The following is a 26,563-nucleotide window of genomic DNA, read 5'->3' as shown; positions in this document are numbered from 1 at the left end:
GTTCACGGAATAATCTTCCGCGCCCGCAGATTCCGGAAGACGTTCAGGAACATTTCTTCCGTATCGATATGGTCGTGGAAGCCGGCGCGCCGCAGTTTGCTGCCGTCGGCGAAGAAATCGTAATTCCAGCCGAACACCGCATCGCCAAATCCCCATGACGAGACATCCCTGTAGGGGACTGCCGCAAGACCGTGCTTTCCAATCATTTTCTCCCAGAGCGGTTCCTTGTCGGCCATCACCACGTTCAGGGACATAGGCAGCGGCGGGGCAACCTCCAGATCGAAAAACTTGGCAATTTTCGGCCACATCTCGCTCCAGCGGAAGAGATCGCCATTGTTGATGTTGTAGGCCTGATTGCCTGCAGCCGGATCGGTGGCGATGAACACCGTCGCCCGCGCCAGCAGACCGGCATCGGTCATTTCAAGCAGGCTGTCATAGGCCCCGGGCTTTCCGGGAAAGCGCAGGGGAATGCCAAGTTCCTTGGACATCGAGGCATAGACGGCGATTACCGAGGCAAGGTTCATCGGGTTGCCCAGCGCGTATCCGATAACGACGGATGGGCGCAGCGCGGACCATGTCCAGCGTTTTCCCTTTTGTGCGGCTTCGAGAAAATCCTGCTGATCGATGTTGAATTCCGGCGGCATGTGATTGGCATCGCTCTCGCGCGCCGGTGTCTTGAACGGGCCGAGATGCGCACCGTAGACCTTGTATCCCTGCATGAGGCTGATGTGCCGGAGGCCGGGTGCGATGGGTTCGATGGCATCGACCACGTTGACCAGCATGGCAAGGTTCGGCGGCACCAGCTCCGCCCAGGTCGGGCGGTCCTGATAGGCCGCATAAAAGATATGGGTGACATCGGTGAGGTGCGCGAGCTTTGCCTTGGCATCCACCGCATCGAGCAGATCGACGGCGATGTGGCTGAGCCTGCCATCCGCAATCCCGCCGCGCCGGGACAGGCCGACGATCTGCCAGTCACCCAATTCCTTGAGATATGCGATGAGGTTGCCGCCGATGATGCCATTGGCACCCACAATCACGGCCTTTTTCATGTCCTGCGTCATTTCAACAGCTCCATATTGGTTGGTGCCGTCAGCATCATCCATTTGCATAGGTTTGCGTAGCCTATCAATAGTGATATCATTCATAAGAAAATATTTGAGGTGATGAGTGGATCGCTTTGCTGCAATGAAGACGTTCGTACGGGTGGCGGAGCTTGGCTCGCTGTCGGCGGCGGCACGGGAACTGGGGCTCACGCAACCGGCCGTCAGCCAGCAGATGGCGGCGCTGGAGCGTCATCTGAACATGCGGCTGCTGTATCGCTCAACACGCCAGCTGGCCCTGACCGACAGCGGCGAGACCTATTACCAGCGGGCGCGGCATATCCTGCAGAGTGTCGACGAGGCGGAAGAGGCGGTGGCTGGCCTCACAGCTTCGGTTCAAGGCAACCTTCGCGTGCACGCGCCTGTCGGGTTCGGCCAGATGCACCTGACGCCGATGCTGATCGATTTTCAGCGCCAGCACCCGGACGTGACTGTTGAATTCATTCTCGATGACCGCTTTGCCGATCTGGTGGCCGAGGGTGTGGACGTTGCCATCCGGTTCGGCGCGCTGGCCTCCTCCGGGCTGGTGGCACGGAAACTGGCAACGTTCGAGCGTATTCTCGTGGCTTCGCCGGATTATCTCGCGCGCCATGGCAGCCCCCTGCTGCCGGAGGAACTGTCAGAGCACCGGCATGTCAGGTTCATCTGGTCGCCGCAGGGCGAGGCGGTGCCGCTGATCGGCCCGGAGGGGCCGATTGTCGTGCCGGTCAAATCAGGCTTTCTTGCCAACAACGCTTTCGTGCTCAATCAGGCTTTGTGTGCGGGCGTGGGCATTGGCGGGGCGCAGGTGCCGCTGGTCCAGCCGTTTCTCGACGACGGCACGCTGGTTCGCGTGCTGCCCGCTTACCGCTATGCCCCCATGGATATGCACGTGGTCTATGCCTCGGCCAAGTTTCTGCCGCGCAAGGTAAAGGCGTTTGTCGATCATCTCGCGGCTGGCTTGTCCGGAATTCCCGGGTTGAATTAACAGCTTGCGAAAAAAATGAACGTAAACGTAAGATGCGCCAACCTTGGAGGAGCCATGTCGCAGACCGCAATTTTCTGGCCGATGATCGCACTGACCGCGCTGATCTATATCGTCTATGGCTTGGTATTCCTTCGCCGCATGGAGGCGGTCAAGAGCGGCCAGGCGTCGCCCCGCGATTTCAAGCTGCCGCTGAAGGAGCCGGAGGTCAGCGTCACGGTGATCCGCAACCTGATCAATCTTTATGAGCTGCCCGTCCTGTTCTACGCCGTCTGCATTTCGCTTTATGTGGTCAATGGCTCATCGTTTCTTGCCGTCATTGTTGCCTGGCTGTTTGTGGCTGCACGCGTCGCCCACACCGTCGTGCATGTGACGTCGAACCGTTTGAGGCTGCGCCAGCCGATTTTCACCATCGGCTATCTCTTGAACGGTATTCTCTGGCTCATTCTCGCGCTGCATCTGGCGATACCCGCAACGGCTTAGAAGCGGTGAGGGGATTGCCGGGAACGGTCAGGAATTAAGCCGCCAGTTCGTCCAGCTCTTCGGCTGAGATCAGCAATCGCCTGCCGCACTCGACAATCGTAGCGGCAAGCGCCTCGAAATCGTCGCGTCTTTCGCTTTGCCGGCGCCAGATCAGGCCGATCTCCCGCGAGGGTTCGGGATCGGCAAAGGCAAGGATGCGCACATTGTTTCGGCTGGCTTCCGTGCGCACGGCAATTTCCGGGATCAGCGTCAGGCCCATGCCATGGCTGACCATCTGCAGCAGGGTTGTCATGCTGGTGGCGCCATAATTGACCAGCTGCCGCTGCTTGACGCTGGTGCACACCGCCAGGGCCTGATCGCGCAGGCAGTGACCTTCCTCGAGCAGCAGCAGCCGTTCGAGCGCCACGCTCTCCTGGGTCATCGGCGAGGTGAGAATGTCGGTATCATTGCTTGACGTGGCAATCAGAAACCGGTCGCGGAACAGCGGCTTGGCGACAATGCCATCGCTGTCGATCGGCAAGGCGGCGATCAGCGCGTCGAGATCGCCGAGCCGCAGATCCTCGACCAGCTTTGACGTCACCGCCTCGCGCAACTCGATGGTCAGCTCCGGATAGGCTTCACGCAGTTCCGGAATGAGAATGGGCAGGAGATAGGGCGCTATGGTCGGGATGATCCCCAACCGCAGGCGGCCCTGCAGAATGCCGCGCCGCTGCGACGCCAGTTCCTCCAGCGATCGGATGCCGTTCAGGATGCCGCGAACCCGCGGCAAAAGCCGCTTGCCCATATCGGTCAGAACCACCGTGCGGCGCGTCCGCTCGAACAGGGGGGTTCCCAGCCGCTGCTCCATCTCCGCGATCTGCGCCGACAGCGCCGGCTGCGAAATGCGTGCGAGTTCTGCTGCCTTGCGGAAATGCAGGGTGGTGGCGAGGATATCGAAATAGCGCATCTGACGGACGGAAAACATGATAACCAAATCCTATCAATAATAATTCTAAATTCAATTGGAAACTATGATTGGAATAGTTCTATGGTCACCCCTGAGATCGCAGAGAGCCCGCGCGCCGTGCGATTCTGAAAATAGTGTCAAAAACGAAATTCAAGGAGAAGCCAATGGCTGACCGTCCGACGTTGACAACAACTGCCGGTGCACCGGTATCAGACAATCAGAATTCGAGGACTGCGGGCGAACGCGGTCCTGTTCTCCTGGACGACTATCAGCTGCTCGAAAAGCTTGCCCACCAGAACCGTGAACGTATCCCGGAACGTGTTGTTCACGCCAAGGGCTGGGGCGCATTCGGCACGCTGAAGATCACCGGCGATATCTCCCGCTACACCAAGGCCAAGGCCTTGCAGCCGGGCACCGAAACGCCGTTGCTGCTGCGTTTTTCCACGGTTGCCGGTGAACTTGGCGCTGCCGATGCCGAGCGCGACGTGCGCGGTTTCGCCCTCAAATTCTACACGAGCGAAGGCAACTGGGATCTGGTCGGCAACAACACGCCGGTGTTCTTCGTGCGCGATCCGCTGAAGTTCCCTGATTTCATTCACACGCAGAAGCGCCATCCGCGCACCAACATGCGTTCGGCCACCGCCATGTGGGATTTCTGGTCGCTGTCGCCGGAAAGCCTGCACCAGGTTACAATCCTGATGTCGGATCGCGGTCTGCCGGTCGCGCCGATGTACATGAACGGTTACGGCTCGCACACCTATTCCTTCTGGAATGACAATGGCGAGCGCTTCTGGGTAAAATTCCACTTCAAGACCCAGCAGGGCCACAAGCATTACACCAATGCGGAAGCTGAAACCCTGATCGGCAAGTCGCGTGAAACCTACCAGGAAGAGCTGTTTGGCGGCATTGAACGCGGTGAATTCCCGAAATGGACCGTCCAGGTTCAGATCATGAGCGAAAGCGATGCGGAAAAGACTTCCTACAATCCGTTCGATCTGACCAAGGTCTGGCCGCATGCTGAATTCCCGCCGATCGAAATCGGCGTCATGGAACTCAACCGCAATGCCGACAACTATTTCGCCGAAATCGAACAGGCTGCCTTCTCGCCGTCGAACGTCGTTCCCGGCATCGGTCATTCGCCGGACAAGATGCTGCAGGCCCGTGTGTTCTCCTATGCGGATGCGCATCGCTACCGCCTTGGCACGCACTATGAAGCACTGCCCGTCAACCAGCCGAAGTGCCCGGTCCATCACTACCACAAGGATGGCCAGATGAACTTCTTTGGCCAGAAGACCGGCAATGTCGATGCCTATTACGAGCCCAACAGCTTCTCGGGCGCCGTCGAACAGCCGTCGGCAAAAGAGCCGCCGCTGGCTCTTTCCGGCAATGCGGATCGCTACAACCACCGCATCGGCAACGATGACTACGGTCAGGTGACGGCACTGTTCAACCTGTTCGACGCCGGTCAGCGTGCACGCCTGTTCTCCAACATTGCTGCGGCAATGGGCGGTGTTCCCGGCGCTATCATCGAGCGCCAGCTGGCGCACTTCAAGCGCGTTCATCCCGCGTATGAAGCCGGCGTGCGGGCCGCCCTAAAGGAAGCGCATGGCTATGAAGCCAACGCGATTTCCAATGAAGAAAAGCACGCCGCGGCCGAGTAATCGCTGCCTGCAACAACTTTGTTGTTCAATGTGAAAGCCGGAGCGTGATGCTCCGGCTTTCTTTTATTGGCTTTGCCATGTATGCGAAGCCGGTAGACAACAAGAAGGAATTCCCATGCGACTTGGCGGACGCCTGCAGGCGGCAATCGAAGTACTGGACGATATTGAGACCCGCAAACGCCCGGCTTCCGATGCGCTCAAAGATTGGGGACTGTCGCACCGCTTTGCCGGCGCGGGTGACCGCGCGGTCATCGGCAATATCGTTTATGATGCCTTGCGGCGGAAATTGTCGCTCGGCTGGCGCATGGACAGCAACGCGGCCCGTCATATTGCCTTTGGCGTGCTCTTGTCCGATGCCGAACTGGTTATCGATGAAATCAATGCCGCGCTTGATGGTGACAAGTTTGCGCCCGCACCGCTCGAAGCCGACCGCATGGCCGTCTGGCTGGAGCGTGACCTCGCGGCGGCGCCCGATCATGTGCGCGCCGACACGCCAGAATGGTGTGTGCCGCATTTCCAGGCGATTTTCGGCGATGCCTGGGTGGGTGAAGCTGCTGCCCTCAGCGACCGCCCGCCGGTCGATCTGCGCGTCAACACGCTGAAGGCCGATCGCGAAAAGGTGCTGAAGGAACTGGTTCGCGCCGGAGCCAGCGCCGCGCCGCTGCTGGAAACCGCCGTCCGAGTACCGCCACTGCGCGCCATGGGCCGTCATCCGAACGTGCAGGCGGAACCGGCCTTCCAGCGCGGCCTTTTCGAGGTGCAGGATCTCGGCTCGCAGATCGCTGCCAAACTCAGTGGTGCGAGGCCTGGCGAACAGGTGCTGGACTACTGCGCCGGAGCCGGCGGCAAGACGCTGGCGCTGGCGGCCCAGATGGGCAACAAGGGGCAGATTCACGCCTATGACGCGGAACGTGCCCGGCTTGCCCCCATTTTTGACCGGCTCAAACGGGCAGGGGTGCGCAATGCGCAGGCCCACGCCAATTCCAGCGAACTCATTTCGCTTGAAGGCCAGATGGATCTCGTTCTGGTCGATGCGCCTTGCACCGGTTCCGGCACCTGGCGGCGCCGGCCGGACGCGAAGTGGCGCCTCAGCGAGCAGCAGCTGGAACGGCGCGAGGTGGAACAGCATGAGGTGCTTGACGCGGCCAAGGCCTATGTGAAACCGGGCGGGCGGCTGGTCTACATCACCTGCTCGCTGTTTGCGCCGGAAAACGGCCAGCAGGTCGCTGCGTTCCTGGGGGCAAACCCTGATTATACCCCGGTCGATACCCGCCCGCTGTGGCAGGAGGCGGTCTCGGCGAGCGACGGTCTCGAGCCTTTGTTCAAGGATGGCAATACGATCCTGTCGCCATTGTCGACGTCGACGGACGGCTTCTTCATTTCTGTTCTCAGACGCGAGAAATAACGGTACAACCATCCGCGACATTGTCCGCAGGAAAGGTTCTACCATGTCCCGGTCCGTAGGGTTTCTCTTGTTTCTCGTGTTGACTGTCGGTGGCGGGCTTGCCATCGGCTATATCACGCTGCCTGGCGAATGGTATGCCGGGCTGGTCAAGCCTTCATTCAACCCGCCGAACTGGATTTTCGCGCCGGTGTGGACGATCCTGTATGTCCTGATCGCCGTTGCCGGGTGGCGGGTGTGGGATCTCGATATGACCTCCGCCCAGCAATTCTGGTGGGCGCAGCTCGTCCTGAATTTCCTGTGGTCTCCGACCTTTTTCGGCTTCCAGCAGATGGGATTTGCCTTGCTGGTCATCGCGCTTTTGCTGGTCTCGATCATCGCCTTCATCCGGGTGACATGGGAGCCTGAACGGCCCGCCGCGCTCATGTTCATTCCCTATCTCGTCTGGGTCGCCTTCGCCACGCTTCTCAACGCATCGCTGTATCTGCTCAATCCGGTGTCCTGACATGAGTTTGCCCTATCAACTGGCCGCTATTGGCGGCAAACAGGTGCTGTTCGTCATGGCTGTGGATGCGGAGTATGGGGCGCATCTACAGCGGCTGTTCCGGCCGCTGATGACCGGTGTCGGGCCGGTGGAGGCAGCGGTCAGCCTTGCGGCCAATCTCGCCGCGCTGGAACGGGATGGAATCGTACCGGACCTCGTTGTATCGCTGGGATCAGCCGGGTCGCGGACGCTGGAGCAGACCGAAGTCTACCAGGCGACAAGCGTCTCCTATCGCGACATGGACGCTTCGCCGCTTGGCTTTACCAAGGGGGCAACGCCGTTTCTCGATCTGCCGGTCACCGTGCCTTTGCCGCTGCGGATTCCGGGCGTGAAGGAAGCATCGCTTTCAACCGGCGCGAACATCGTCTCGGGCAGCGCCTATGACCGGATCGATGCCGATATGGTGGAGATGGAAACCTTCGCCATATTGCGCGCCTGCCAGCGTTTTGGCCTGCCGCTGATCGGGTTGCGCGGCATTTCCGACGGTGCTGCCGACCTGCGCCATGTCGGCGACTGGACCGAATATCTGCATGTAATCGACGAAAAACTGGCGCTGGCCGTGGAAGCCATGGGCCAGGCGCTGGAGACCGGGGCGATCACGCTATAATTTTTCGATTTTCTTATCGACTATTTTATTGATACTGAAAAGTGATATCATTATATGGATCTCAACCGGAAGCATCGGGCGACGCTTGCCGCCATTTTTGCCGAACCCGTCCGTGCAGGTATTGCTTGGCGGGATATTGAGGCGCTCATCCTCGCTTGTGGAGGCGAGATTACGGAAGGGCAGGGCTCGCGGGTTCGTATCGCCCTGAATGGCATCCGTGCGGTGTTTCATCGACCGCATCCGCAAAAGGAAACGGATAAGGGCGCGGTGAAATCAGTGAGGCGCTTTCTGCTGGAAGCGGAGATACGACCATGAGTACGATGCACTACAAGGGCTATGAAGCGGTTATCGAATACGATGAAGATGCTTCTCTTTTCCACGGTGAGGTTATCAATCTTCGCGACGTCATTACCTTTCAGGGAACATCTGCGGCAGAGCTGAAGCAAGCGCTTGCCGGCTCCATCGAGGATTATCTGGCCTTTTGCGCCGAGCGTGGCGAGGAGCCGGAGAAGCCATTTTCCGGTCAGTTTGTCGTGCGTGCGGAACCGGTCCTGCACAAGGCCATTTCCAGTGCCGCGCGCCGCGCCGGGGTGAGTCTCAACAAATGGGTTGTCATGACGTTGGAGCGATCGTTGCGCTAGAGGTTCGGATGCGAACAAACACCACAACACAAGGATGTTCCTTCCAAATTGTGAACAAATGCAATTGGCATCCGCGTGTGGTGGAGTGACCCATTGCATCGACTCGGCAATTGCTTTAAAGGCCCGCCATGAACACACCCACTCATCCCGATACAGTCCTCATCGTCGATTTCGGCAGCCAGGTAACGCAGCTGATTGCACGCCGTGTGCGCGAAGCTGGTGCCTATTCCGAGATCGTTCCTTTCCAATCCGCTGACGAAGCATTCCGCCGCATCAAGCCGAAGGCGGTCATTTTGTCCGGCAGTCCGCATTCCACGGTGGATATCGGCAGCCCGCGCGCGCCGCAGGCCGTGTTTGAATCGGATATCCCGGTTCTCGGCATCTGCTATGGCGAGCAGACCATGTGCGCGCAGCTCGGCGGCAAGGTCGAAAGCGGCCATCACCGCGAGTTCGGCCGCGCCTTCCTCGACATTCAGGAAGAATGCGCCCTGTTCGACGGCATCTGGGCCAAGGGGACACGCCATCAGGTCTGGATGAGCCATGGCGACCGCGTCGTTTCCATCCCTGACGGTTTCAAGGTTGTCGGCACATCGACCGGCGCGCCGTTCGCTGCCATCGCCAACGAAGCCAAGAAATTCTATGCCGTGCAGTTCCATCCGGAAGTCGTGCACACGCCCGACGGCGCCAAGCTCCTGCAGAATTTCGTGCATCGCATTGCCGGCATCAAGGGCGACTGGACCATGTCCGCCTATCGCGAACAGGCCGTCGCCGCGATCCGCAAGCAGGTTGGCGACAAGAAGGTGATCTGCGCCCTCTCGGGCGGTGTTGATTCCTCCGTTGCTGCCTTGCTGATCCATGAAGCGGTTGGCGATCAGCTCACCTGCATTCTTGTCGACCACGGTCTGATGCGCAAGAACGAGGCAGCCGATGTGGTCGCCATGTTCCGCGAACATTACAACCTGCCGCTCATCCTCGTGAACGCGCAGGATCGTTTCATCGACGCGCTGGAAGGCGAATCCGATCCGGAGAAGAAGCGCAAGACCATTGGCCGCCTGTTCATCGAAGTGTTCGAAGAAGAAGCCAAGAAGCTTGGCGGCGCGGATTTCCTCGCACAGGGAACGCTCTATCCCGACGTGATCGAAAGTGTTTCCTTCACCGGCGGCCCTTCGGTGACCATCAAGTCGCACCACAATGTCGGTGGTCTGCCCGAGCGCATGAACATGCAACTGGTCGAGCCGCTGCGTGAGCTGTTCAAGGACGAGGTACGCGTGCTTGGCAAGGAACTCGGACTGCCCGATTCGTTCATCGGCCGCCATCCGTTCCCCGGTCCCGGCCTTGCCATCCGCTGCCCCGGTGGCATCACCCGCGAGAAGCTGGAAATCCTGCGTGAGGCTGATGCGGTCTATCTCGATGAAATCCGCAAGGCGGGCCTTTACGATGTGATCTGGCAGGCATTCGCTGTGCTTCTGCCGGTACAGACCGTCGGTGTCATGGGCGATGGCCGGACCTACGAATTCGTCTGCGCCCTGCGTGCCGTCACTTCCGTTGACGGCATGACCGCCGACTTCTACCACTACGACATGAGCTTCCTTGGCCAGGCGGCCACGCGGATCATCAATGAAGTCAAGGGCATCAACCGCGTCGTCTATGACGTCACGTCGAAGCCGCCAGGCACGATCGAGTGGGAGTAAGAAAAATTGACGGCCATCGTGTTCCTTTGGCGGGAGCGCGACGAAGCCGTGATTTAATCGTTCGGCGCCACACGAAAGGGCAATCATGAACGACTCCGAACAGGACAGTGCAAACATAGCCAGGAATTTTGAGGCTATGGGCAATTTCATCGAGCATTTTGGCATCAACCGGGACCGGGGTGAGCGGTGCCGTTTCGACGCCGACGTTATCTTTCAAAGTGCGCGGCTGGCACATGAACACACGCGGGTATATCTCAGCTTTCGCGACGACGATGTCTCGTCCGTGCGGTTTGCCGAGAAGGGCGAGCTCAATCCGGTCTTTGTCCATACGGAATTCCGGGTCACGTCCTCGCATTTCCAGTTCGAAAACAATGAGCTGCAGATTACCGGTTCCTCGCCCAAAGTAGGCACGTACAAGGTCCGCATCATACCATCCTAGCTGATCAGGAAAGGCTGTGAGGCATGTTCCGGTGCACGGCTTTGTCGATAGCGGCCTGAAGAGCGTCGCCATCGACGGGTTTGTTGAGCATTTGCAGGCCGCTTTCGGCAATCTGTTTCAGGACGGACGGGGATGTGTCGCCTGTCAGCAGGAACGCCGGAACCGTATAGGTCAGATGGTTGAACAGGTCGGCAATCGCCTCCAATCCGGTTGTTCCGGCGGCCAGTCTGTAATCGGCGATGATCAAATCCACCGGCGTCCGTTCCGGTGCCGAAGCGTGGAGCCGTATCACAGCCGCCGCAGATTTGTCCGCGTAAACCCTATGCCCCAGGACCGTCAGCAACTGAGTGATGGCGTCGAGAACATCCGGTTCATCATCGACCACCATGATGCAGAGAGAGCCGGAAAGTGCAGCCTGCCGCGCGGGGAGAGACGCCGGCGGGCGCAACGTCAGCGGAACAAGGATCGAAAACATCGAACCGCGGCCCTCCCGCGACACGAGCCTCAAGGGATGACCGAGCAATTGTGCCGTACGGCGGACGATTGCCAGACCAAGGCCCAGCCCCTTGTCGCGATCCCGCGCCGGATTGTTCAACTGGTGGAATTCATCGAACACCGTCTCCTGCTGGTCGGGAGGAATGCCGATACCGGTATCGAGCACCTGTATCTCGACATTTGAACCGCGCTTGCGACAACCCAGGAGAATTTTCCCGTGGTCGGTGTAGTTGAATGCGTTGGTGAGGAGGTTTGCCAGGATACGCCGCAGCATCATCGGGTCGGTGTAGACCCAGAGATCGCGATCAGCCAGACGCCATTCGAGGTTGCGCTCCCGCGCGGTTCCGCTGAATTCGTCATGCAGATCATCGAACAAGCGCGACAGTGAAACGGGTTCTCTCGCGGTTGTGACGATGCCGGCGTCCAGGCGCGACATGTCGAGCAATGCATTCAGCAAGCCGCCGAGGTTTCCCGTGATCGATTTTACCCGCTTCGCCAGCGTGCGTGCGTCTGCACTGCGGACGTCGCCCCGTTCGCCCAGCGTGGCCAGCGTCGAATTGAAAAGGCTGAGCGCATGCAGGGGCTGGCGCAGGTCATGGCTTGCCGCCGCCAGAAAACGCGATTTGGCGCGATCGGCCGCCCGGGCCTTGTCCCGCTCTTCCTTCAATTGGGTAATGAGTGTCACGTTCTCGAAACGCAGCAGAACGGTCTCGACCATCGATTTGTACGACACGCGGCTGTAGTAGAGATTGACACCGGCAAGGCAAACAACAAACACCAGATAAACGTCATTGATTGCTGCCTCCGCCGTCAGCGCGCGGATTGCCATAGGCAACAGCATGGCAATCAGCGAACCCGCATAGGCCGGTGGAAATGCGGACAGTGATGGAATGGCGCCGCATACCAGGCCGGTGAGCACGATGGTGGTGAAAGCCTGCATTTGCGGCTCTGCCGATAAAAACCCGAACCAGCCAAGCAAACCCCACAATGCACTCGATGCCCAGGACAGGATCGTGAAACGCCAGGCCCAGGAAGACAAAGCCGGGCCGGATTGTCCTGCCTCGGATTTAGAGCGCCCGAAATAGCGTCTTGATGTCAGGACACGGGCGATTGTCAGGCAGTAAATCGCCCCCACCCACGACAAAAGAAGCTCGCTTTGTACAAAATTCCAGAGAACATACAAAACCGGAAGAGGAATAATGAAGTTGGCAAATAATACTGCGTAAGATTGTCGGTATAAAAGATCGATAAGATGAGGTTGTAAACGTTGATCAATTCTCATTGCTGTTTTAACTCTGGCTCGGGAATGCGAGCATGATGCACGCCGTTGGTTTTTTAACAAGAAGGTACGCCTTATGCTCGAGTTTTCGCGGGTCATCCTTGCTGACGATCATGCTCTTGTGCGTGAAGGGCTCAAGCTCCTGCTTTCGACCATCGACGGCGTGACGGTTGCCGGCGAAGCGGCGGATGGCGACACGGTCGACCGCCTGCTCCGGGAAACGGCCGCCGATCTTCTCATTCTCGACCTCGGCATGCCGGGCGTGAACGGATTTCAGTTCATCAGGAATGTGCGGGCGGCCTGGCCCGAGCTGAAGATTCTGATTGTGACGGCAAATCTGGAACCGCGTTCTGTTCGCGCCGCCTTTGATGCCGGCGCGAACGGCTATTTGACGAAAAGCGGCGACGCGACAGAATTTCTTGCCGCCATCGAGGCCATGCGGTGCGGCGAACCCTATGTTGCCGAAGAAGTGCGCTTTGCCGTCGACCAGCACGGCAAGCAAGACGGCTTCCATGAGCCCAAACCTGCTATTGCGTCTCCGGTCGAACTGACGCGGCGTGAGCAGCAAATCCTGACCCTTATTCCTCACGGCATCTCCACACGTGATATTGCCGAGCGTCTCGGGATCAGTCCGCTCACGGCACGCAAACATCGCGAAAACCTCATGCGTAAACTCAATCTGCACAGTGGAGCCGAACTGACGGCCTATGCCATCCGTCTTGGACTGTCCGCGGGCTGAACGCCGGCAAGGCCGTGTCCCGTCAGATATTCTTGGTTGCCAATGTGACGCCCAGACCAATCAGAATGGACCCGCAGACCTTTGGAACAACCCATCCGGATCCGGCCTTCGTCATACGGCCAAGCGTGACGGAGGTAATGCCCACAGCCGCAACATCAGCCGCTGAAAAGGCGAGATTGACGATGATGCCAAGCAGCAGAAACTGCAGCCAGACCGGTGCACTCAGATTAGCGTCGATAAACTGTGGCAGAAATGTCAGGAAGAACAGCGCCGTCTTCGGGTTGAGGACCTCAACGACGACACTGTCGCGAAAAACACCGGGATCAGCGGAAACGGTGTCCTTGTGCCCGCCTTTTCCGCCCATGAACATGGTGATGCCCAGCCAGACGAGATAGGCGGCGCCAGCAAACTTGATCACCGTGTAAAGCAGTGGTGCGCTATGAAGGAGTGCTGCCAAGCCCAGCGCCGTCGCGACAATGTGCACGTAACAGCCGAGATGAATACCGCAGGCAGCCTTCAGCCCGGCACTGGTTCCATGCGTCAGCGTCTGGGCGGTCATGTACAGAATGGCCGGCCCCGGCATACAGGCAAAGAGCAATGTTGCCAGGACAAATGGCATCAGTTGTTCGAGCGGCAACATCATTATTCCTCCAGCAGATGGGACCGCTCTCATTATCCGGAGCGATTTTGGACGATCGCGACATTGATCGAACCAAGCGACGACATCATGCGGAGGGACAATTACGCCCGGAAATGCGCAGAGAACATACGGCACTCGCCGTACTTCGACTGCACGGGCGCCGGAACAGAACGACAGGGTTAACAGTCTGCAGCGGAAAGCGCGGGGAGCTTCCTCGCCGTCTGTATGGCACGAAATACGGCAAATGCCGTATGGCTGATTGAATCGTTGGACTATATCCCTCCAACAATTAGAAGTTGTGCTGTCGTTCCCAGGGGGGGCACGGTGGGGTTGGGGGAAACGACCATGAAACTTGCCAGCAAGTGCCGGCAGCACGTCGCCGTGTTGCTTTTAGCCGTATGCTTTTCCGGAACAGCATTCGCGCAAACGGCAGGCGATCCCACCAATCCAGAAACGTGGCGGACACCTGAATACAAGACTCAGTTTTGGCTCGATTACATTTTCGCCGATTATGCCTATGCCATGGGCGTGGACGGCAGCGGCGTTAAAGTTGGCGTTATCGATTCAGGTTTTGCCAGGGATCACCCCGAATTTGCCGGACGCTATGATGAGGGTATCACCGTCCAGCCCGACAAGCCCTGGTATGTCGATTCAAGCTCGGTGACGCACGGTTCTGCGGTCGCAGGTGTGATTGCAGCAAACAGGGACGGCAAGGGAATGCATGGTATTGCGCCAGGCGCGACGATCGTTGCCGTGAATGCTGAAGAGGAAGACGGGTATATCGATGCAAAGGCTGCCGTTGCGGGAATATATGGTTTGGTTTCCCGCAACGTGCATATCATCAACAACAGCTATGGCACGGAAGCTGGCATCACGGATTATCCGCCCGATGTCGTCGCTTCGACGTATAAGGCCGAAATCGCCGCGTACAGGCACGCCGTAGCCAACGACACCCTGCTTATCTGGGGAACCGGCAACGACAGTCGTAGCCAGCCCTCCATTGAAGCTAGGTTGCCCTATCTCATTCCGGAGCTGGAACGCGGCTGGCTGGCGGTGACCGGTTATGACTATGAATATGGCAATCAGTGCGGCGTTGCCAAAAACTGGTGTCTGACTGCGCCCGCTTATTCCGTCATTACCGTGGACGGACGAGGCGGCTATCAGGAGATCAACGGAACCTCCTTTGCGGCGCCGCACGTTGCGGGTGCCGCAGCCCTGGTCAAGCAGATGTTCCCCTACATGACGATGGATCAGGTCAGGCAGGTCCTGCTTGGAACCGCCTTCGACATTGGCGCTCCCGGCGTCGATGATGTCTACGGATACGGACTTCTCGATGCCGGTCGTGCCGTGCTCGGGCCGGGGAAATTTGATTGGGGCGATTTCAACGTCAAATTTGACGGTGGTCAGAGCCGATGGTTCAACGACATTACCGGTGCAGGCGGTCTGGTCAAATCAGGCGATGGCGCGCTGTTGATGTTTGGCGACAGCACCTATGCCGGCAAAACCCGGATTGATGGCGGTACTCTGGCGCTGGCAGGCAGTATCGCATCCGATACGCTGGTAGGTCGTGGCGGGGCCCTTTCCGGAGACGGCATCATTTACGGGAATGTCGACAATCAGGGCATCGTCTATGGCGGCTGGGGCGGCGCCGGTGGAACGCTGACAATTGATGGCAACTATCACCAATCCGCCGATGCCAGCATGCGGGTCAAGATCGGCGCAGCGGAGGGTACCAGCCGCGTCGACGTGACGGGCAGGGCGCAGCTTGACGGTGGCACGATTGATGCTTTCCTCAATCCGGGCACGTTTCGCGGTGATGCCCGATACACGATCCTTGCTTCGGGCGGGCTCACCGGAACGTTCAGCCGTGTGCAGGCTGACTACGCCTTCCTCGACCTGACACTCGGCTACGATGCCACCAATGTCTATCTGAACGTTTTGCGGAACAAGACGGCTTTTGCCGATATTGGCACGACGAAGAACCAGAGATCGGTGGGTGCCGGTGTGGAAAGTCTCGGCGGGCTGGTGCTGTCCGGTACTGCCGGGACAGGCAATCCCGCCGCATCCATCTACGACCTGATCATCGGGTCGAATGCCCATGATGCGCGGACAATATTCGACTCGCTCTCCGGTGAAATCCATTCAAGCGTCAAATCGGCATTGCTCGACGAAAGCCGGTTTGCCCGGGATGTCATTTCCGCGCGGCTGCGCGCGGCATCGGGGACTACTCCGTCTCTGTCGATGCCTCTACTGGCCTACGGTCCGGGTGGTCAGATCCCCGCCGCACCCGATGCGTCCTCGGCAGTCTGGGGACAGGCCTACGGTTCATGGGGGCACCTGTCCGGCAATGCGAATGCTGCGAAACTCGAGCGCTCCTCGGGCGGATTCTATATGGGGGCTGATGGCGAATTCGGGCAGTCATGGCGCGCAGGCTTTGCCGGAGGATATGGCAGCAGTTCGCTTGACGCTCCGGCACGCGCGTCCTCGGCATCCGTCGACAGCTATACGATCGCTGCCTATGCCGCTACGCAGATGGATGCGCTGGCCTTGCGTTTTGGCGCGGCCCACACGTGGCATACGGTGGAAACACGCCGTTCCACGGCATTTGGTGCATCCGCAGCCGATTACACCGCGAGAACGGTGCAGGTTTTCGGGGAGGCAGGCTATGCCTTCGATTACAATCGTGTGGCATTGGAGCCATTCGCAGGTCTCGCCTATGCAAACCTTCACACCGATGGCATCGGGGAAAGCGGGACTGCAGGGCTCAAATCCCACGGCGACAATGATGACAACGTCTATGCAACGCTGGGCCTGCGTGCCCGGACGGATATTCCCGTCGGTGACACGGCCAAGCTGGCGGCCAGGGGAATGCTCGGATGGCAGCATGCCTTTGGCGATGTTGCTCCGGATACGACATTCGCCTTGGCCGGAGGGTCGCCATTCCCGGTCGAGGGTTCACCCATTGCGCGGGATGCTCTCGTTGCTGAAGCCGGACTGGATTTCTCGGTGACGAAGACTGTCACGCTGGGTGTTTCCTATACCGGCCAGATGTCGTCGGCGGTGCAGGCGCATGGGGTGCGTGGTGATCTAAGCTGGCGATTCTGAAAGGGCACGCCGCACGAGGGGCGATGCGAGGGGGCTCTCCGATGATAAGGCGGTCCTCCCGCTATGGCCGTATTGGCGCGGCGAACAGCCCATGACCCGCTTGAAGGCGGTACTGAAGGCGCTTTCCGAGTCATAACCGAGCGACAGGGCAACGGCGGACACGGGATCTCTTGAATTCGCCAGCCTGTCTCCCGCCACCAGCATGCGCCAGCGTGTCAGATATTCCATGGGGGACTTTCCGACGGTCTGCTTGAATTTGAGTGCAAAGGTTGAGCGTGACATGCCGGCCCGTTCCGCCAGTGTCTGCAACGTCCAGTGGCGCGCCGGATTCTCGTGCATGGCGTTGATCGCCGCGCCCATCTGCTTATCCGCCAGAGCGAACAGCCAGCCGACGCCGCCTTGCAATCCTCCGGCCAGATGCAGTCGCAGCGCCTCGATCAGCATCATATGGGCCAGGTGCTGCACGAGGAGGAAGCCGCCGGGCTGCCGCTCGCGCAACTCCCGTATCATCAGTTCCACGGGCCAGCGCAACACGGACTGATCCGAGTCTTTGCGGATGTGCACGATCGGCGGCAGCATTCCCAAAAGCACGCTGGCATGATTGCCGGTCAGGGCAAAACGGCTGCTGACAAGAAAGCAATCGCCGCCGCCTTTGTGTACGGCGATGCCGCCATTGCGCGCAGCGGAAAAAACCGTGACAGCCTCGACGGACGACAACGTCAGATCGCTTGCCAGGCGAAACGGACGGCCGTACGGCAACAGGAAGCAGTCACCCGTGCCGAGGTACACGGCATCGGCAACGCCCTCCACGGACAGCCAGCATTGACCGGAAACCACGGCGCCACATTTGATACTGTCCCGGCTTTCCGGAAACTGGATCGACCATTCGCCCCCGGCATCGAAGCCGGCGGACATGTAATTATGCGGTTTCAGCAGAGACAGGACGTCTGAGAGCGGATCCATGGTCATTCCGGACGATTGCGAAGATAATGCGGACTTTACAGCATAGATCGTATTTCTCCAACCGCCTATCTTCTCCACTACGGCCTTGATTGCGGTCATGTCATTTTAAATGGAGAAGTGGAATGCGTGTCTTCGTTACCGGTGCCACAGGCTTTGTCGGCTCTGCCGTCGTGGAGGAACTCGTCAAGGCGGGCCATCAGGTGCTTGGTCTTGTCCGCACGGACGCGGCGGCGAAATCGCTTGCCGCCCTCGGCGCGCAGGCGCATCGCGGCGATCTCGACGATCTGCCAAGCCTGCGCGATGGCGCTGCTGCCGCAGATGGGGTGATCCACACGGCGTTCAATCATGATTTCTCGAAATTCGCGCAGAACTGCGAGATGGACCGCCGCGCCATCGAGACGCTTGGCGCTGTGCTCAAAGGCTCGGATCGCCCCTTGCTCGTCACCACGGGAATGGCGCATCTGGGACGGGATCGCCCGGCGACTGAAGAAGACCTGCCCGGCCCGGCTTCCGCGGCTGTGCCCCGCGTTTCGGAAGCGACCGCTGTGGCACTGGCAGACGATGGCGTGCGGGCGTCGGTGGTCCGTCTTCCCGCGTCGGTCCACGGCGACGGCGACCATGGCTTCGTACCGCACCTCATCAACCTCGCGCGCGAAAAGGGCGTGTCGGCCTATGTCGGCGAAGGGCTCAACCGCTGGCCCGCGGTGCACCGGCTGGATGCGGCTTCCGTCTACCGGCTTGCCCTTGAACGGGGGACCGGCGGCGACCGTTATCATGCGGTTGCCGAGGAGGGTGTGCTGTTCAAGGACATCGCCACCATGATCGGCCGCCGGCTGGATGTGCCTGTGGTGGCCAAGACCCCCGAGGCGGCGGCCGAACATTTCGGCTGGTTTGCCACCTTTGCCGGTATGAATGCGCATGCGGTGAGCACGCGCACCCGCGAACTGTTGAACTGGCAGCCGAACCAGCCCGGGCTGATGTCCGATCTCGACCGGCCGCGCTATTTCGAAACGTGAGGGAGGAGCCCTGTTTGCTCAAATTGTCACGACGATCTTGCCGAACTGCTCGTTCGATTCCAGAAAGCGATGCGCATCGACGATCTGGTCGAACGGGAAGGTTCTGGCAATGACCGGCTGCAGGGCGCCGGATGCCAGCCCGTCCAGGATGAAAGCCTTGGCTGCTTCCAGCCGCGCGGGATCACCAATGATCTCGTGCACGAGATAGCCGCGCAGCGTCAGGGATTTGCTCAGCACCGTAAACAGCGGGAAAGGGGTCGGTTCCGGGCTCAAGCCGCCATATTCCACGAGGATGCCGCCCGGTGCCATGGCGGCAGTCAGCGGGCCGAATATCGGACCGCCGATGGGGTCGAGCACCACGCGCACACCGCCCGGCCCGGTGATGTCCTTCAGCCGCGTCTCCAGGTCTTCCTCGGCGGCGGCAATGACATGGGCGGCGCCGAAAGCCAGCAGCTCCTGTTTCTTGCCGGAGGTGCGCGTCACGGCAATGGCCGTTGCGCCAACCCTGTTGGCAATCTGGATCGCCGCAAGTCCCACGCTGCTGGAGGCGGCGGTGATGATGACGAAATCTCCCCGGTGCAGCTTGGCGATGTCGATCAGCGCGCCGTAAGCGGTCAGGTAAGGCATCCACAGCGCCGCCGCCTTTTCCCAGCTGAGCCATTGCGGATGTTTGACAACCGATCCTGCGGGGAATGTCACCAGTTCACCGTAGGCCGGCCAGCGCACCATCGATTTGGGCGGTATGATGCTGACCGCATCACCCGGCGCAAAGTTCTCGACGCCTTCGCCAATCGCTTCAACGATACCCGCTGCCTCAAGGCCAAGACCAGACGGCAAAACCGGCGTTTCGATGTAGGTGCCGGTACGCAAAAGCGCTTCGGCACGGTTCAGCCCCAAGGCCTTGACGCGGATTTGAACCTCGCCCGGGCCGGGCTGGGGAATCTCGACGTTCTCGATGCGCAAAACCTCGGGACCACCGAATTCATGAAAGCGAACAACACGTGCCATAGTCATAACTCCAAACCATTTGAACGGAATAAGCTATGCCAGCAGGAGAAATGCGGATAAATGGCGCATAATGAAGTTCTGTAGAAACCAGGAGTTTCGAATATGGATCGCCTCGCCAGTATGGCCGTGTTTGTCAGGGCCGTTGATCTCGGCTCCTTTGCCGCGGCTGCGGACGCGCTTGGCCTGTCCGGCCCGATGGTCGGCAAACATGTCCGGTTTCTGGAAGAGCGGCTGGGCGTACGCCTGATCAACCGCACGACACGCCGCCAGAACCTGACCGATTTCGGGCGTGCCTATTATGAACGTTGCCAGGTGATACTGGCCGAAGCGGAGGCCGCAGATGCGCTCGCGGATGATCGGCTGTCCGAACCGCGCGGCCGGCTGCGGGTGACGATGCCCGCGCATTTCGGCCGGCACTGCGTCACCCCCGTATTGCTCGGGCTCGCCCGGCAATATCCCATGCTGGAACTTGACCTGTCGCTGAGCGACCGCTTCGTCGATCTCGCCGAGGACGAATATGACCTTGCCATCCGGACCGGCACTCCCGACGACAGGGGCGGCGTGATTGCGCGGCGGATCGCCCGCCAGCGCATGGTTGTCTGCGCCGCGCCCGCCTATATCGCGAACCATGGCGAACCACGGGTGGTCGATGACCTTGCCGGGCACCAGGCCATCATGTATCGCCGGTCGGGCCGCATCCGCCCATGGCTGTTTCCGCGCGGCGACCAGCCGCCGGCCGAGGCGATGCCGGTCAATCGCGTGCGGCTGGATGACCTGGACGCCATAGCCGACGCTGCCATGGCGGGCATGGGGCTGGCCTGGCTGCCGTCCTGGCTCATCCGCGACCGGATTGCCGCGGGAACACTTGTGCAATTGCTGCCGGATCAGCCGGATTATCTCTACGACGCCTATGCGTTGTGGCTGCCGGTGCCGCATTTGCCGCTGCGGGTCCGGCTGGCCGTGGACGCACTCGCCGCCGCTTTGCCCCGGCTGATGGGGTGAACGGCGCCCTCAGGCTGCCTGCATCCCGCATTGCGGCGATGCTTCAAACAGCCTGCTGCCGATGGTTCGCGCCCTGTCGAGGTGTATTGCCGGATCCTGCGTTTCCGAATCGAGCAGCAGCTCCGACGTGACGACACAGGCACCGCAATAATCGAAGATGCCGTGATCGATCTGCGTCTTCATGGCATCGAAGTAACCGCGCCGGGTATAGGTTCGCGCATCGGCGCCTCCAACGCCGATGAGATGCACCTTGAGGTGGCGGAGCTTCTTTTCCAGGCCGCCGTCCAGGCTGAAGTCGAAAGCCCAGCCATTGGAAAAGACGCGGTCGATCCATCCCTTGAGCAGTCCCGGCATCGACCACCAGTAGACGGGAAAGACCAGCGCCACAGCATCGGCACGGTCGATCCGCGCTTGTTCGGCTGCGACATCGGCGGGCGGTGCCGCCCGGGTGCGGTGAACGGCAAGATCGGCGGTGGAGAAGCGCGGATCGAACCCTTCGGCCGCGATGTCGGCGATTTCGTGGGAATTGCCGGAACCGCGCAGCGACAAACCCTCAGCGATCTGTGCGGCAATGCCGTGGGTGAGGGATGCGGGTTCGGGATGTGCGACAACGATGAGGGCGTGCATGACAAAACTCCTGTCAACGGATTGCAGATGGCGGGTTGATGTTATATACTTTTGGTAAGTTATAATCTGCAAGTTACTTTTGGTATATAGCGATGTCAAGCATGCGAACGAGGGATGAAACGGCGGCTGTCCGTCCGCGCCGGCGGCTGACGCGGGAGGACCGCTTCCGCCAGCTCCTGGATGTCGCCTGGCGGATTGTCCGTGAGGAGGGGACGGAAGCCTTGACGCTCGGCTGGCTTGCCGAAAAGGCTGAGGTGACGAAGCCGGTGGTTTACGATCATTTCGGCACGCGCGCCGGTTTGCTGGCAGCGCTTTACCGGGACTTCGATGCCCGCCAGACAATGCTGATGGACGCGGCGCTCGCCGCGAGCAAACCGGCGCTGGCGGACCGGGCTGCGGTCATCGCCTCATCCTATGTGGACTGCGTGCTGGTGCAGGGGCGCGAAATCCCCGGTGTGATCGCAGCGCTTGCCGGATCGCCCGAGCTGGAGAAGATCAAGCGTGAATATAACGGCGTCTTCATCGAGAAGTGCCGGGTGATGCTCGCGCCGTTTGCCGGAGCCGGGACCATTGCTTCGGCGGGCTTGTGGGCGATGCTCGGTGCCGCGGAAGCGCTGTCCTATGCCGCCGCAACGGGCGACATCACCGCTGCGCAGGCGGAGCACGAGCTGTTCGAGACCATCATTGCCATGGTTGCCAGGAACGGTTGAACGGACGAGCATTCGCAAAAATACTTGCAGATTGTTCCCTTTTTGTTCTAAAGTGTCCGATCGGAAATGCGGTTGCATTTCGGGAGGCCGGCCATGCAGGGCGAATTGAATTTGGGTGATAACTGGCAAAACCGGCCGAAACGGCCTGCTTTGCCGGAGCGGCTTTTCTTCGGCATCATGCTCGATGGCGATGTGCAGGAGATTGTCGATGTCCGCAGGACCGGCGTAATCAACGATCATGGTTTGACGCGAAAGAGCCTCATCGGGTCTTGCCGTTTTCACATTTCGCTGCACCACCTGGGGGATTACCCGCGTCTGCCCAGTCCTATCCTTTTCGCGGCCAAGCGGGCCGGGAGTGCCGTGTCCACACCGCCGTTTGAGGTGGCACTACGTTCACTTAAGAGTTTCGAGGGTGGCCAGCCGGGCCGGAAGCCGCTGGTGCTGATCGGCGAGGGCGAGGGGTTGACCCGGCTCCACACGATTCTCGGCGCCTGCCTCACGCGCAACGGTCTGCCGGGAAATCGCGGCGCATTCACCCCGCATTTGACGCTTCTCTACAATTCCCGAACGATCAGCGAACAGCCGATTGAGCCGATCCGCTTTGTCGTCAGGGATTTTGTCTTGATCCACAGCAAGCGGGGGCTCTCCGAATACGAGATACTGCAGCGCTGGACGCTGCATTGACGCGCTCCGTTGGGGTCCGCATTCCTATTTCCTGCTCAGATATTTCATGCCCGTATCGCACATGACGGTGACGACGGTTGCACCAGCGGCAAGCGTATCGGCCAGCCGCAGCGCCGCAACCACATTGGCTCCGGTGGAGGTTCCGGCAAACAGTCCTTCTTCGCGGGCCAGCCGCTTAGCCATAGCAATGGCTTCCTCCGTCGACACCTGTTCGATCCCGCCGGCAATGCCGTCATGCCAGAGCGGCACGACATAGCCCGCGCCAATCCCGTCAATTTTATGGGCGCCGGTCTTGCCGCCGGACAGGACGGGCGATTCCGCCGGCTCCACCGCAACGATGCGGATCTGGTCATTGTACCGGCGCAAGGCCTCGCCGGTTCCCCGGAGGGAAGCCGCCGTGCCGACACTCTGCACAAAACCATCGATGCGTCCGTTTGTCTGGTCCCAGATTTCGGCGGCCATGGCGTGATAGGCCGCCAGCTGATCCCCGTTGTTCATCTGGTCGGTCCAGAAACTGCCGGGGGTTTGCTGCGCGATGATACGCGCCGCCTCAATCATGTCGCGCGTCAGTTTCTCGGTCATGCGTCCGCTGTCACTTGGCACGATGTGCAATGTGGCGCCAAGAATTGCCATGTGGTCGAGTTTTTCCCGGGCAAAGGCGTCCGAGGTGACGATGTGCAGGGGATAGCCTTTGACCGCGCAGACAAGCGACAGGGAAACGCCGGTGCTGCCGCCGGTATATTCCACCACGGAGCCGTTGGCAGCTAGCCGCCCATCCGCTTCCGCCGCCTCGATCATGGCAAGCGCCATGCGGTCCTTCATGCTGCCGGTGGGGTTTTCACTTTCGAGTTTCACGAGGATGCGGGCGCCGTTGGCGGGGCGGATGGTCCGCAGGGCCAGCAGCGATGTGTGGCCGATGGTGTCAAGGATCGTTCGTTGCGAGGCGCGCATGGTCTCGATACTCCGCGTCAAACTGCACTATCCGGTTCGGATACGCAAAAACCGGTTTCCATGTATATACATATTATGTATATGCATATATCCATGACCTTGGCAAAACAACCGAAAAAAACCTTGCGGACCGACGCCCGCGCGCTGGTTGAGAATTGCGCGGGCTGGAACAGCCGGCTGGCGGCGCGCCGCATCACGGCTTTTCTGGATCGCGAATTGGCGGATCTTGGCCTTAGCGCGGCGCAGCTTGGCCTGATGGCGCAGATTGCCGCCCTGACCGATGATACGCTGGGCGCGCTGGCCCAGCGCAGCGGCCTGGAGCAATCGACCTTGTCGCGCAACTTGCGCACGCTTGAGCGCGAACAGCTGATCGAAATCACCCTGGTGGAAACCGACCTGCGTCGCCGCGCGGTGTGGCTGACGGAAACCGGCGCGCGCCGTCTCGAAGCGGCAATACCCGTGTGGCGGGAAGCGCAGGCCAGGCTCGCGCAAGTCGTGCCGACGGATATTGTTCGCCAGCTGGCGGATCAAAGCGAGGCGCTCTGAGGCGGGAAAAGCCTGCCCGATGCGCAGTTGCCCTGATGTTGCAGGGCGCAACCTTGGTGCAATGTGAGTGGCCTAATTGTGTTGCGGCGAATGAAGAGTGCGGGCAGGGCACAGCGATTGCGGCGTATGAAATGGGAACGGGCCTCGCCATGGCGGCCTGAACGGTACTATTTTGCCAAAGCAACGGCCGGTGTCCAAATTCCTTGTGTCGCCATGTTTTAACCCCGTACATGACTGGTCCTGAATAGTGCGTATTTTGCTGGTGGAAGACGAGCCTGAAATGGCCGCTGCCCTTGGGGAGGCTCTCAAGAATTACGACATGATCGTTGATCACGTGGGCTCGCTCGCCCATGCCGAGGAGGCCGTGTCGCTCAACGCCTATGCGGCCATTCTGCTGGACCGGCAGTTGCCGGACGGCGATGGCCTGACCATCGTGCCGCGTCTGCGGGCAAAAGGTGAGGGCGTTCCGGTCATCGTGCTGACGGCGCGCGGTGAATTGGCGGACCGTGTCACCGGTCTCGACAAGGGGGCGGACGATTATCTTGCCAAGCCCTTCGCCGTGGAAGAACTGCTGGCGCGGCTGCGCGCAGTGCTGCGCAGGCCCCTCAACATGCCCTCGGAACCGCTGAATGTCGGCAACCTGTCCTTTGACCTGATCAACCGCGAAGCCAGCATCGGCGCCAACCGGTTCGACCTGCCGCGCCGCGAACTTCTGGTGTTGGAAACGCTGTTGCGGCGCATGGGGCGCACGGTGCTGCGTTCTTCGCTGGAAGAAGCAGTCTACGGCATTGACGATGAAATCCAGTCGAACGCCCTCGACACCCATGTTTCCCGGCTGCGCCGCAAGCTGACGGAATCCGGCGCCGGCGTTGAAATTCACGCCATTCGCGGCGTCGGCTACCTGTTGAAGCGCCTCTCCTGATGGCGCAGGCAAGGCCGCATTCATTGAAATGGCGGCTCGTCAGCCGCCTTGTCCTTCTGCAGGCGGTCATGCTGACGCTGTTCGTGGTGCTGGTGCTCTGTGCGCTCTGGTACACCGGATTTCTCGGGTCGATCGATCCTGAAGATACGACGATCAACGCCGTGCGCGATTCCATCGGGCGCAGTGCCAATGGCGCTCTCGTCCTGCGCGAAACACCCGCACTGGCGCGCGAGCGGGCGACAAGCCCGAGTTTTTGGTTTGTGGCGCGCGACATGCAGGGACAGACCTTGTCGGAGGGCGAGGTCCCGCCGGAATATGCGCGCATCGGCGATGCCTTGAGCGCCGTGGGACAGGCGCGATTTGGCTGGAATCTCGGTGATCCGCCCCGTTCCAACGCCCGGTTCAAACGCGTGACAACCACAGCCGGCGTGGTCCAGATCCTTGCCGGACCCGGAAGTACAGTCCCCTTCGGCTTTTATCTCTCGGCGCTTGGTACGGTTCTTGCAACCATCATTGTCCCGCTCATCCTTGTGATGGCGCTGGCGACGCTCCTGGTAACACCATTTGTCGTGCGCAGGGCCCATAGGGGCCTGGGGCATGTGGCGAACCAGGCTGAAAAGATCAATATTGACGAGCGAGGAACGCGCTTGCCGCTGGATGATGTGCCGCAGGAGGTCACGCCGCTGGTGACGGCTGTCAACAGCGCGCTCGGCCGTCTCGACGACGGCTATGAACGGCACAAACGGTTTCTGCTGGATGCAGCCCATGAATTGCGCACCCCGATCGCCATCCTGCAGACCCGCCTGGAATCGCTCCCGGCCAGCCCGGTCAACGGGCGTCTGCTGGAGGATGTCGCCCGTCTTGGCATTCTCGCCGAACAATTGCTGGATCTGCAGCGCCTCAGCCAGAACGGAATGCAATTTGCTGCCGTTGATCTTGTCGCCGTCGGACGGCGGGTGGCGGCCGATCTCGCGCCGCTTGCCATCGCGGCGGGTTATGCCATGTCGTTTGAACCCGAAATCGCGCGTGTCGCCGTGCGGGGCGATCAGGCGGCGCTGGAACGGGCCATGATCAACCTTGTGCAAAATGCCATCCAGCACGGCGGACGCAAGGGCACCATCACCATCCGGGTGAAGCCGGATGCGGCCATCACGGTGGAAGACGAGGGGGCGGGCGTGCCGCCCGATCAGCGCAGTGCCATCTTCGAGCCTTTCCGGCGCCTGCACGCCCGGGATCGCGGCGTTGGTCTGGGCCTCAACCTCGTCCAGGAAATCGTGCAATTGCATCGGGGGCAGGTTGTGGTAACAGAGGCATCTGGCGGCGGCGCCTGTTTCACCATGAAGTTTGCTGCCGCATCTATAATGCCGTAATAACTTACCGATAGTTCAGTCCTGTTTA

At 60.2% G+C, this 26,563-nt stretch carries 27 protein-coding genes; 19 read left to right on the top strand and 8 right to left on the bottom strand.

The window, feature by feature from the left end; genetic code table 11:
* Window positions 1-2: 2 nt before the first annotated feature.
* Entirely contained in the window at window positions 3-1,061 is a 1,059-nt protein-coding gene (locus tag ACZ25R_RS17180) for an SDR family oxidoreductase (RefSeq protein WP_472461675.1), read from the bottom strand.
* Window positions 1,062-1,185: 124 nt separating this feature from the next.
* Between ACZ25R_RS17180 and ACZ25R_RS17175 the strand changes: the two genes are divergently transcribed.
* Together ACZ25R_RS17175 and ACZ25R_RS17170 are read left to right on the top strand one after the other, a co-directional pair.
* Window positions 1,186-2,067, top strand: a complete 882-nt coding sequence (locus ACZ25R_RS17175) for a LysR family transcriptional regulator (RefSeq protein WP_472461674.1) — start codon at window positions 1,186-1,188, stop codon at window positions 2,065-2,067.
* Between the two features lie 54 nt (window positions 2,068-2,121).
* Window positions 2,122-2,547: an MAPEG family protein gene (locus tag ACZ25R_RS17170; protein ID WP_464662855.1), complete on the top strand. Its 426-nt coding sequence runs from the start codon at window positions 2,122-2,124 to the stop codon at window positions 2,545-2,547.
* A 34-nt stretch (window positions 2,548-2,581) separates the two neighbouring features.
* Here the strand turns inward: ACZ25R_RS17170 and ACZ25R_RS17165 are convergent, their stop codons facing one another.
* On the bottom strand, window positions 2,582-3,511 hold the full coding sequence (locus ACZ25R_RS17165; protein WP_472461673.1) for a LysR substrate-binding domain-containing protein: 930 nt from the start codon (window positions 3,509-3,511) through the stop codon (window positions 2,582-2,584).
* Between the two features lie 146 nt (window positions 3,512-3,657).
* Here ACZ25R_RS17165 and katA point away from each other — a divergent pair, with 146 nt between their 5' ends.
* The 8 genes from katA to ACZ25R_RS17125 all read left to right on the top strand — a co-directional run bounded on the left by katA (window position 3,658) and on the right by ACZ25R_RS17125 (window position 10,478).
* Window positions 3,658-5,154 (top strand): catalase KatA, encoded by a 1,497-nt coding sequence (gene katA, locus ACZ25R_RS17160; RefSeq protein WP_403170232.1) that lies wholly within the window; start codon window positions 3,658-3,660, stop codon window positions 5,152-5,154.
* A 115-nt stretch (window positions 5,155-5,269) separates the two neighbouring features.
* On the top strand, window positions 5,270-6,559 hold the full coding sequence (locus tag ACZ25R_RS17155; protein WP_472461672.1) for an RsmB/NOP family class I SAM-dependent RNA methyltransferase: 1,290 nt from the start codon (window positions 5,270-5,272) through the stop codon (window positions 6,557-6,559).
* A gap of 43 nt (window positions 6,560-6,602) precedes the next feature.
* Window positions 6,603-7,061 (top strand): TspO/MBR family protein, encoded by a 459-nt coding sequence (locus ACZ25R_RS17150; RefSeq protein WP_472461671.1) that lies wholly within the window; start codon window positions 6,603-6,605, stop codon window positions 7,059-7,061.
* A 1-nt stretch (window position 7,062) separates the two neighbouring features.
* Window positions 7,063-7,707 (top strand): 5'-methylthioadenosine/S-adenosylhomocysteine nucleosidase, encoded by a 645-nt coding sequence (locus tag ACZ25R_RS17145; protein ID WP_464662860.1) that lies wholly within the window; start codon window positions 7,063-7,065, stop codon window positions 7,705-7,707.
* A 54-nt stretch (window positions 7,708-7,761) separates the two neighbouring features.
* Window positions 7,762-8,022 (top strand): type II toxin-antitoxin system HicA family toxin, encoded by a 261-nt coding sequence (locus ACZ25R_RS17140; RefSeq protein WP_464662861.1) that lies wholly within the window; start codon window positions 7,762-7,764, stop codon window positions 8,020-8,022.
* Window positions 8,019-8,348 carry a type II toxin-antitoxin system HicB family antitoxin gene (locus ACZ25R_RS17135; RefSeq protein ID WP_223611611.1) on the top strand — a complete coding sequence of 110 codons (330 nt, stop codon included), beginning with the start codon at window positions 8,019-8,021 and terminating at the stop codon, window positions 8,346-8,348. Before ACZ25R_RS17140 ends, ACZ25R_RS17135 begins: the two co-directional genes overlap by 4 nt.
* A gap of 128 nt (window positions 8,349-8,476) precedes the next feature.
* A complete protein-coding gene (gene guaA / locus ACZ25R_RS17130; RefSeq protein ID WP_472461670.1) occupies window positions 8,477-10,039 on the top strand; it encodes a glutamine-hydrolyzing GMP synthase in 1,563 nt (520 codons plus the stop codon).
* A gap of 85 nt (window positions 10,040-10,124) precedes the next feature.
* A complete protein-coding gene (locus ACZ25R_RS17125; RefSeq protein WP_223611609.1) occupies window positions 10,125-10,478 on the top strand; it encodes a hypothetical protein in 354 nt (117 codons plus the stop codon).
* A 4-nt stretch (window positions 10,479-10,482) separates the two neighbouring features.
* On the opposite strand, the gene ACZ25R_RS17120 is transcribed toward ACZ25R_RS17125, so the two are convergent.
* Window positions 10,483-11,913: a hybrid sensor histidine kinase/response regulator gene (locus ACZ25R_RS17120; protein ID WP_472461669.1), complete on the bottom strand. Its 1,431-nt coding sequence runs from the start codon at window positions 11,911-11,913 to the stop codon at window positions 10,483-10,485.
* 415 nt (window positions 11,914-12,328) lie between these two features.
* On the opposite strand from ACZ25R_RS17120, the gene ACZ25R_RS17115 reads away from it, so the two are divergent.
* The gene (locus ACZ25R_RS17115) at window positions 12,329-12,991 is read left to right on the top strand and encodes a response regulator transcription factor (RefSeq protein ID WP_346307309.1); all 663 of its coding nucleotides are present in this window, start codon (window positions 12,329-12,331) and stop codon (window positions 12,989-12,991) included.
* A 22-nt stretch (window positions 12,992-13,013) separates the two neighbouring features.
* Here the strand turns inward: ACZ25R_RS17115 and ACZ25R_RS17110 are convergent, their stop codons facing one another.
* The gene (locus tag ACZ25R_RS17110; protein WP_472462507.1) at window positions 13,014-13,631 is read right to left on the bottom strand and encodes a LysE family translocator; all 618 of its coding nucleotides are present in this window, start codon (window positions 13,629-13,631) and stop codon (window positions 13,014-13,016) included.
* A gap of 345 nt (window positions 13,632-13,976) precedes the next feature.
* On the opposite strand from ACZ25R_RS17110, the gene ACZ25R_RS17105 reads away from it, so the two are divergent.
* Window positions 13,977-16,736, top strand: a complete 2,760-nt coding sequence (locus ACZ25R_RS17105; protein ID WP_472461668.1) for an autotransporter domain-containing protein — start codon at window positions 13,977-13,979, stop codon at window positions 16,734-16,736.
* On the opposite strand, the gene ACZ25R_RS17100 is transcribed toward ACZ25R_RS17105, so the two are convergent.
* Window positions 16,719-17,699 (bottom strand): AraC family transcriptional regulator, encoded by a 981-nt coding sequence (locus ACZ25R_RS17100; RefSeq protein WP_472461667.1) that lies wholly within the window; start codon window positions 17,697-17,699, stop codon window positions 16,719-16,721. The two genes, ACZ25R_RS17105 and ACZ25R_RS17100, sit on opposite strands and share 18 nt — an antisense overlap.
* 122 nt (window positions 17,700-17,821) lie before the next feature.
* Between ACZ25R_RS17100 and ACZ25R_RS17095 the strand changes: the two genes are divergently transcribed.
* Window positions 17,822-18,715, top strand: a complete 894-nt coding sequence (locus ACZ25R_RS17095; protein ID WP_472461666.1) for an SDR family oxidoreductase — start codon at window positions 17,822-17,824, stop codon at window positions 18,713-18,715.
* Between the two features lie 18 nt (window positions 18,716-18,733).
* On the opposite strand, the gene ACZ25R_RS17090 is transcribed toward ACZ25R_RS17095, so the two are convergent.
* The gene (locus tag ACZ25R_RS17090) at window positions 18,734-19,723 is read right to left on the bottom strand and encodes a zinc-dependent alcohol dehydrogenase family protein (protein ID WP_472461665.1); all 990 of its coding nucleotides are present in this window, start codon (window positions 19,721-19,723) and stop codon (window positions 18,734-18,736) included.
* 102 nt (window positions 19,724-19,825) lie between these two features.
* On the opposite strand from ACZ25R_RS17090, the gene ACZ25R_RS17085 reads away from it, so the two are divergent.
* Window positions 19,826-20,725: a LysR family transcriptional regulator gene (locus ACZ25R_RS17085; protein WP_472461664.1), complete on the top strand. Its 900-nt coding sequence runs from the start codon at window positions 19,826-19,828 to the stop codon at window positions 20,723-20,725.
* Between the two features lie 9 nt (window positions 20,726-20,734).
* On the opposite strand, the gene ACZ25R_RS17080 is transcribed toward ACZ25R_RS17085, so the two are convergent.
* Entirely contained in the window at window positions 20,735-21,352 is a 618-nt protein-coding gene (locus ACZ25R_RS17080) for an NAD(P)H-dependent oxidoreductase (protein ID WP_472461663.1), read from the bottom strand.
* Between the two features lie 92 nt (window positions 21,353-21,444).
* On the opposite strand from ACZ25R_RS17080, the gene ACZ25R_RS17075 reads away from it, so the two are divergent.
* Both ACZ25R_RS17075 and ACZ25R_RS17070 read left to right on the top strand, forming a co-directional pair.
* On the top strand, window positions 21,445-22,062 hold the full coding sequence (locus ACZ25R_RS17075) for a TetR/AcrR family transcriptional regulator (protein ID WP_472461662.1): 618 nt from the start codon (window positions 21,445-21,447) through the stop codon (window positions 22,060-22,062).
* 93 nt (window positions 22,063-22,155) lie between these two features.
* Window positions 22,156-22,746 (top strand): 2'-5' RNA ligase family protein, encoded by a 591-nt coding sequence (locus ACZ25R_RS17070; RefSeq protein ID WP_472461661.1) that lies wholly within the window; start codon window positions 22,156-22,158, stop codon window positions 22,744-22,746.
* Between the two features lie 24 nt (window positions 22,747-22,770).
* Here the strand turns inward: ACZ25R_RS17070 and ACZ25R_RS17065 are convergent, their stop codons facing one another.
* Window positions 22,771-23,718 carry a PLP-dependent cysteine synthase family protein gene (locus tag ACZ25R_RS17065; RefSeq protein WP_472461660.1) on the bottom strand — a complete coding sequence of 316 codons (948 nt, stop codon included), beginning with the start codon at window positions 23,716-23,718 and terminating at the stop codon, window positions 22,771-22,773.
* A 72-nt stretch (window positions 23,719-23,790) separates the two neighbouring features.
* Between ACZ25R_RS17065 and ACZ25R_RS17060 the strand changes: the two genes are divergently transcribed.
* The 3 genes from ACZ25R_RS17060 to ACZ25R_RS17050 all read left to right on the top strand — a co-directional run bounded on the left by ACZ25R_RS17060 (window position 23,791) and on the right by ACZ25R_RS17050 (window position 26,535).
* Complete coding sequence (locus tag ACZ25R_RS17060; protein ID WP_223611597.1) at window positions 23,791-24,243, top strand: MarR family winged helix-turn-helix transcriptional regulator; 453 nt, start codon at window positions 23,791-23,793, stop codon at window positions 24,241-24,243.
* Between the two features lie 247 nt (window positions 24,244-24,490).
* Window positions 24,491-25,165 carry a response regulator transcription factor gene (locus ACZ25R_RS17055; protein ID WP_472461659.1) on the top strand — a complete coding sequence of 225 codons (675 nt, stop codon included), beginning with the start codon at window positions 24,491-24,493 and terminating at the stop codon, window positions 25,163-25,165.
* Window positions 25,165-26,535 (top strand): sensor histidine kinase, encoded by a 1,371-nt coding sequence (locus ACZ25R_RS17050; protein WP_472461658.1) that lies wholly within the window; start codon window positions 25,165-25,167, stop codon window positions 26,533-26,535. Before ACZ25R_RS17055 ends, ACZ25R_RS17050 begins: the two co-directional genes overlap by 1 nt.
* Window positions 26,536-26,563: the final 28 nt, after the last annotated feature.

Source organism: Phyllobacterium sp. RCAM01083 (genome assembly GCF_055685835.1).
This window is presented reverse-complemented; position numbering and strand designations above follow the sequence as displayed.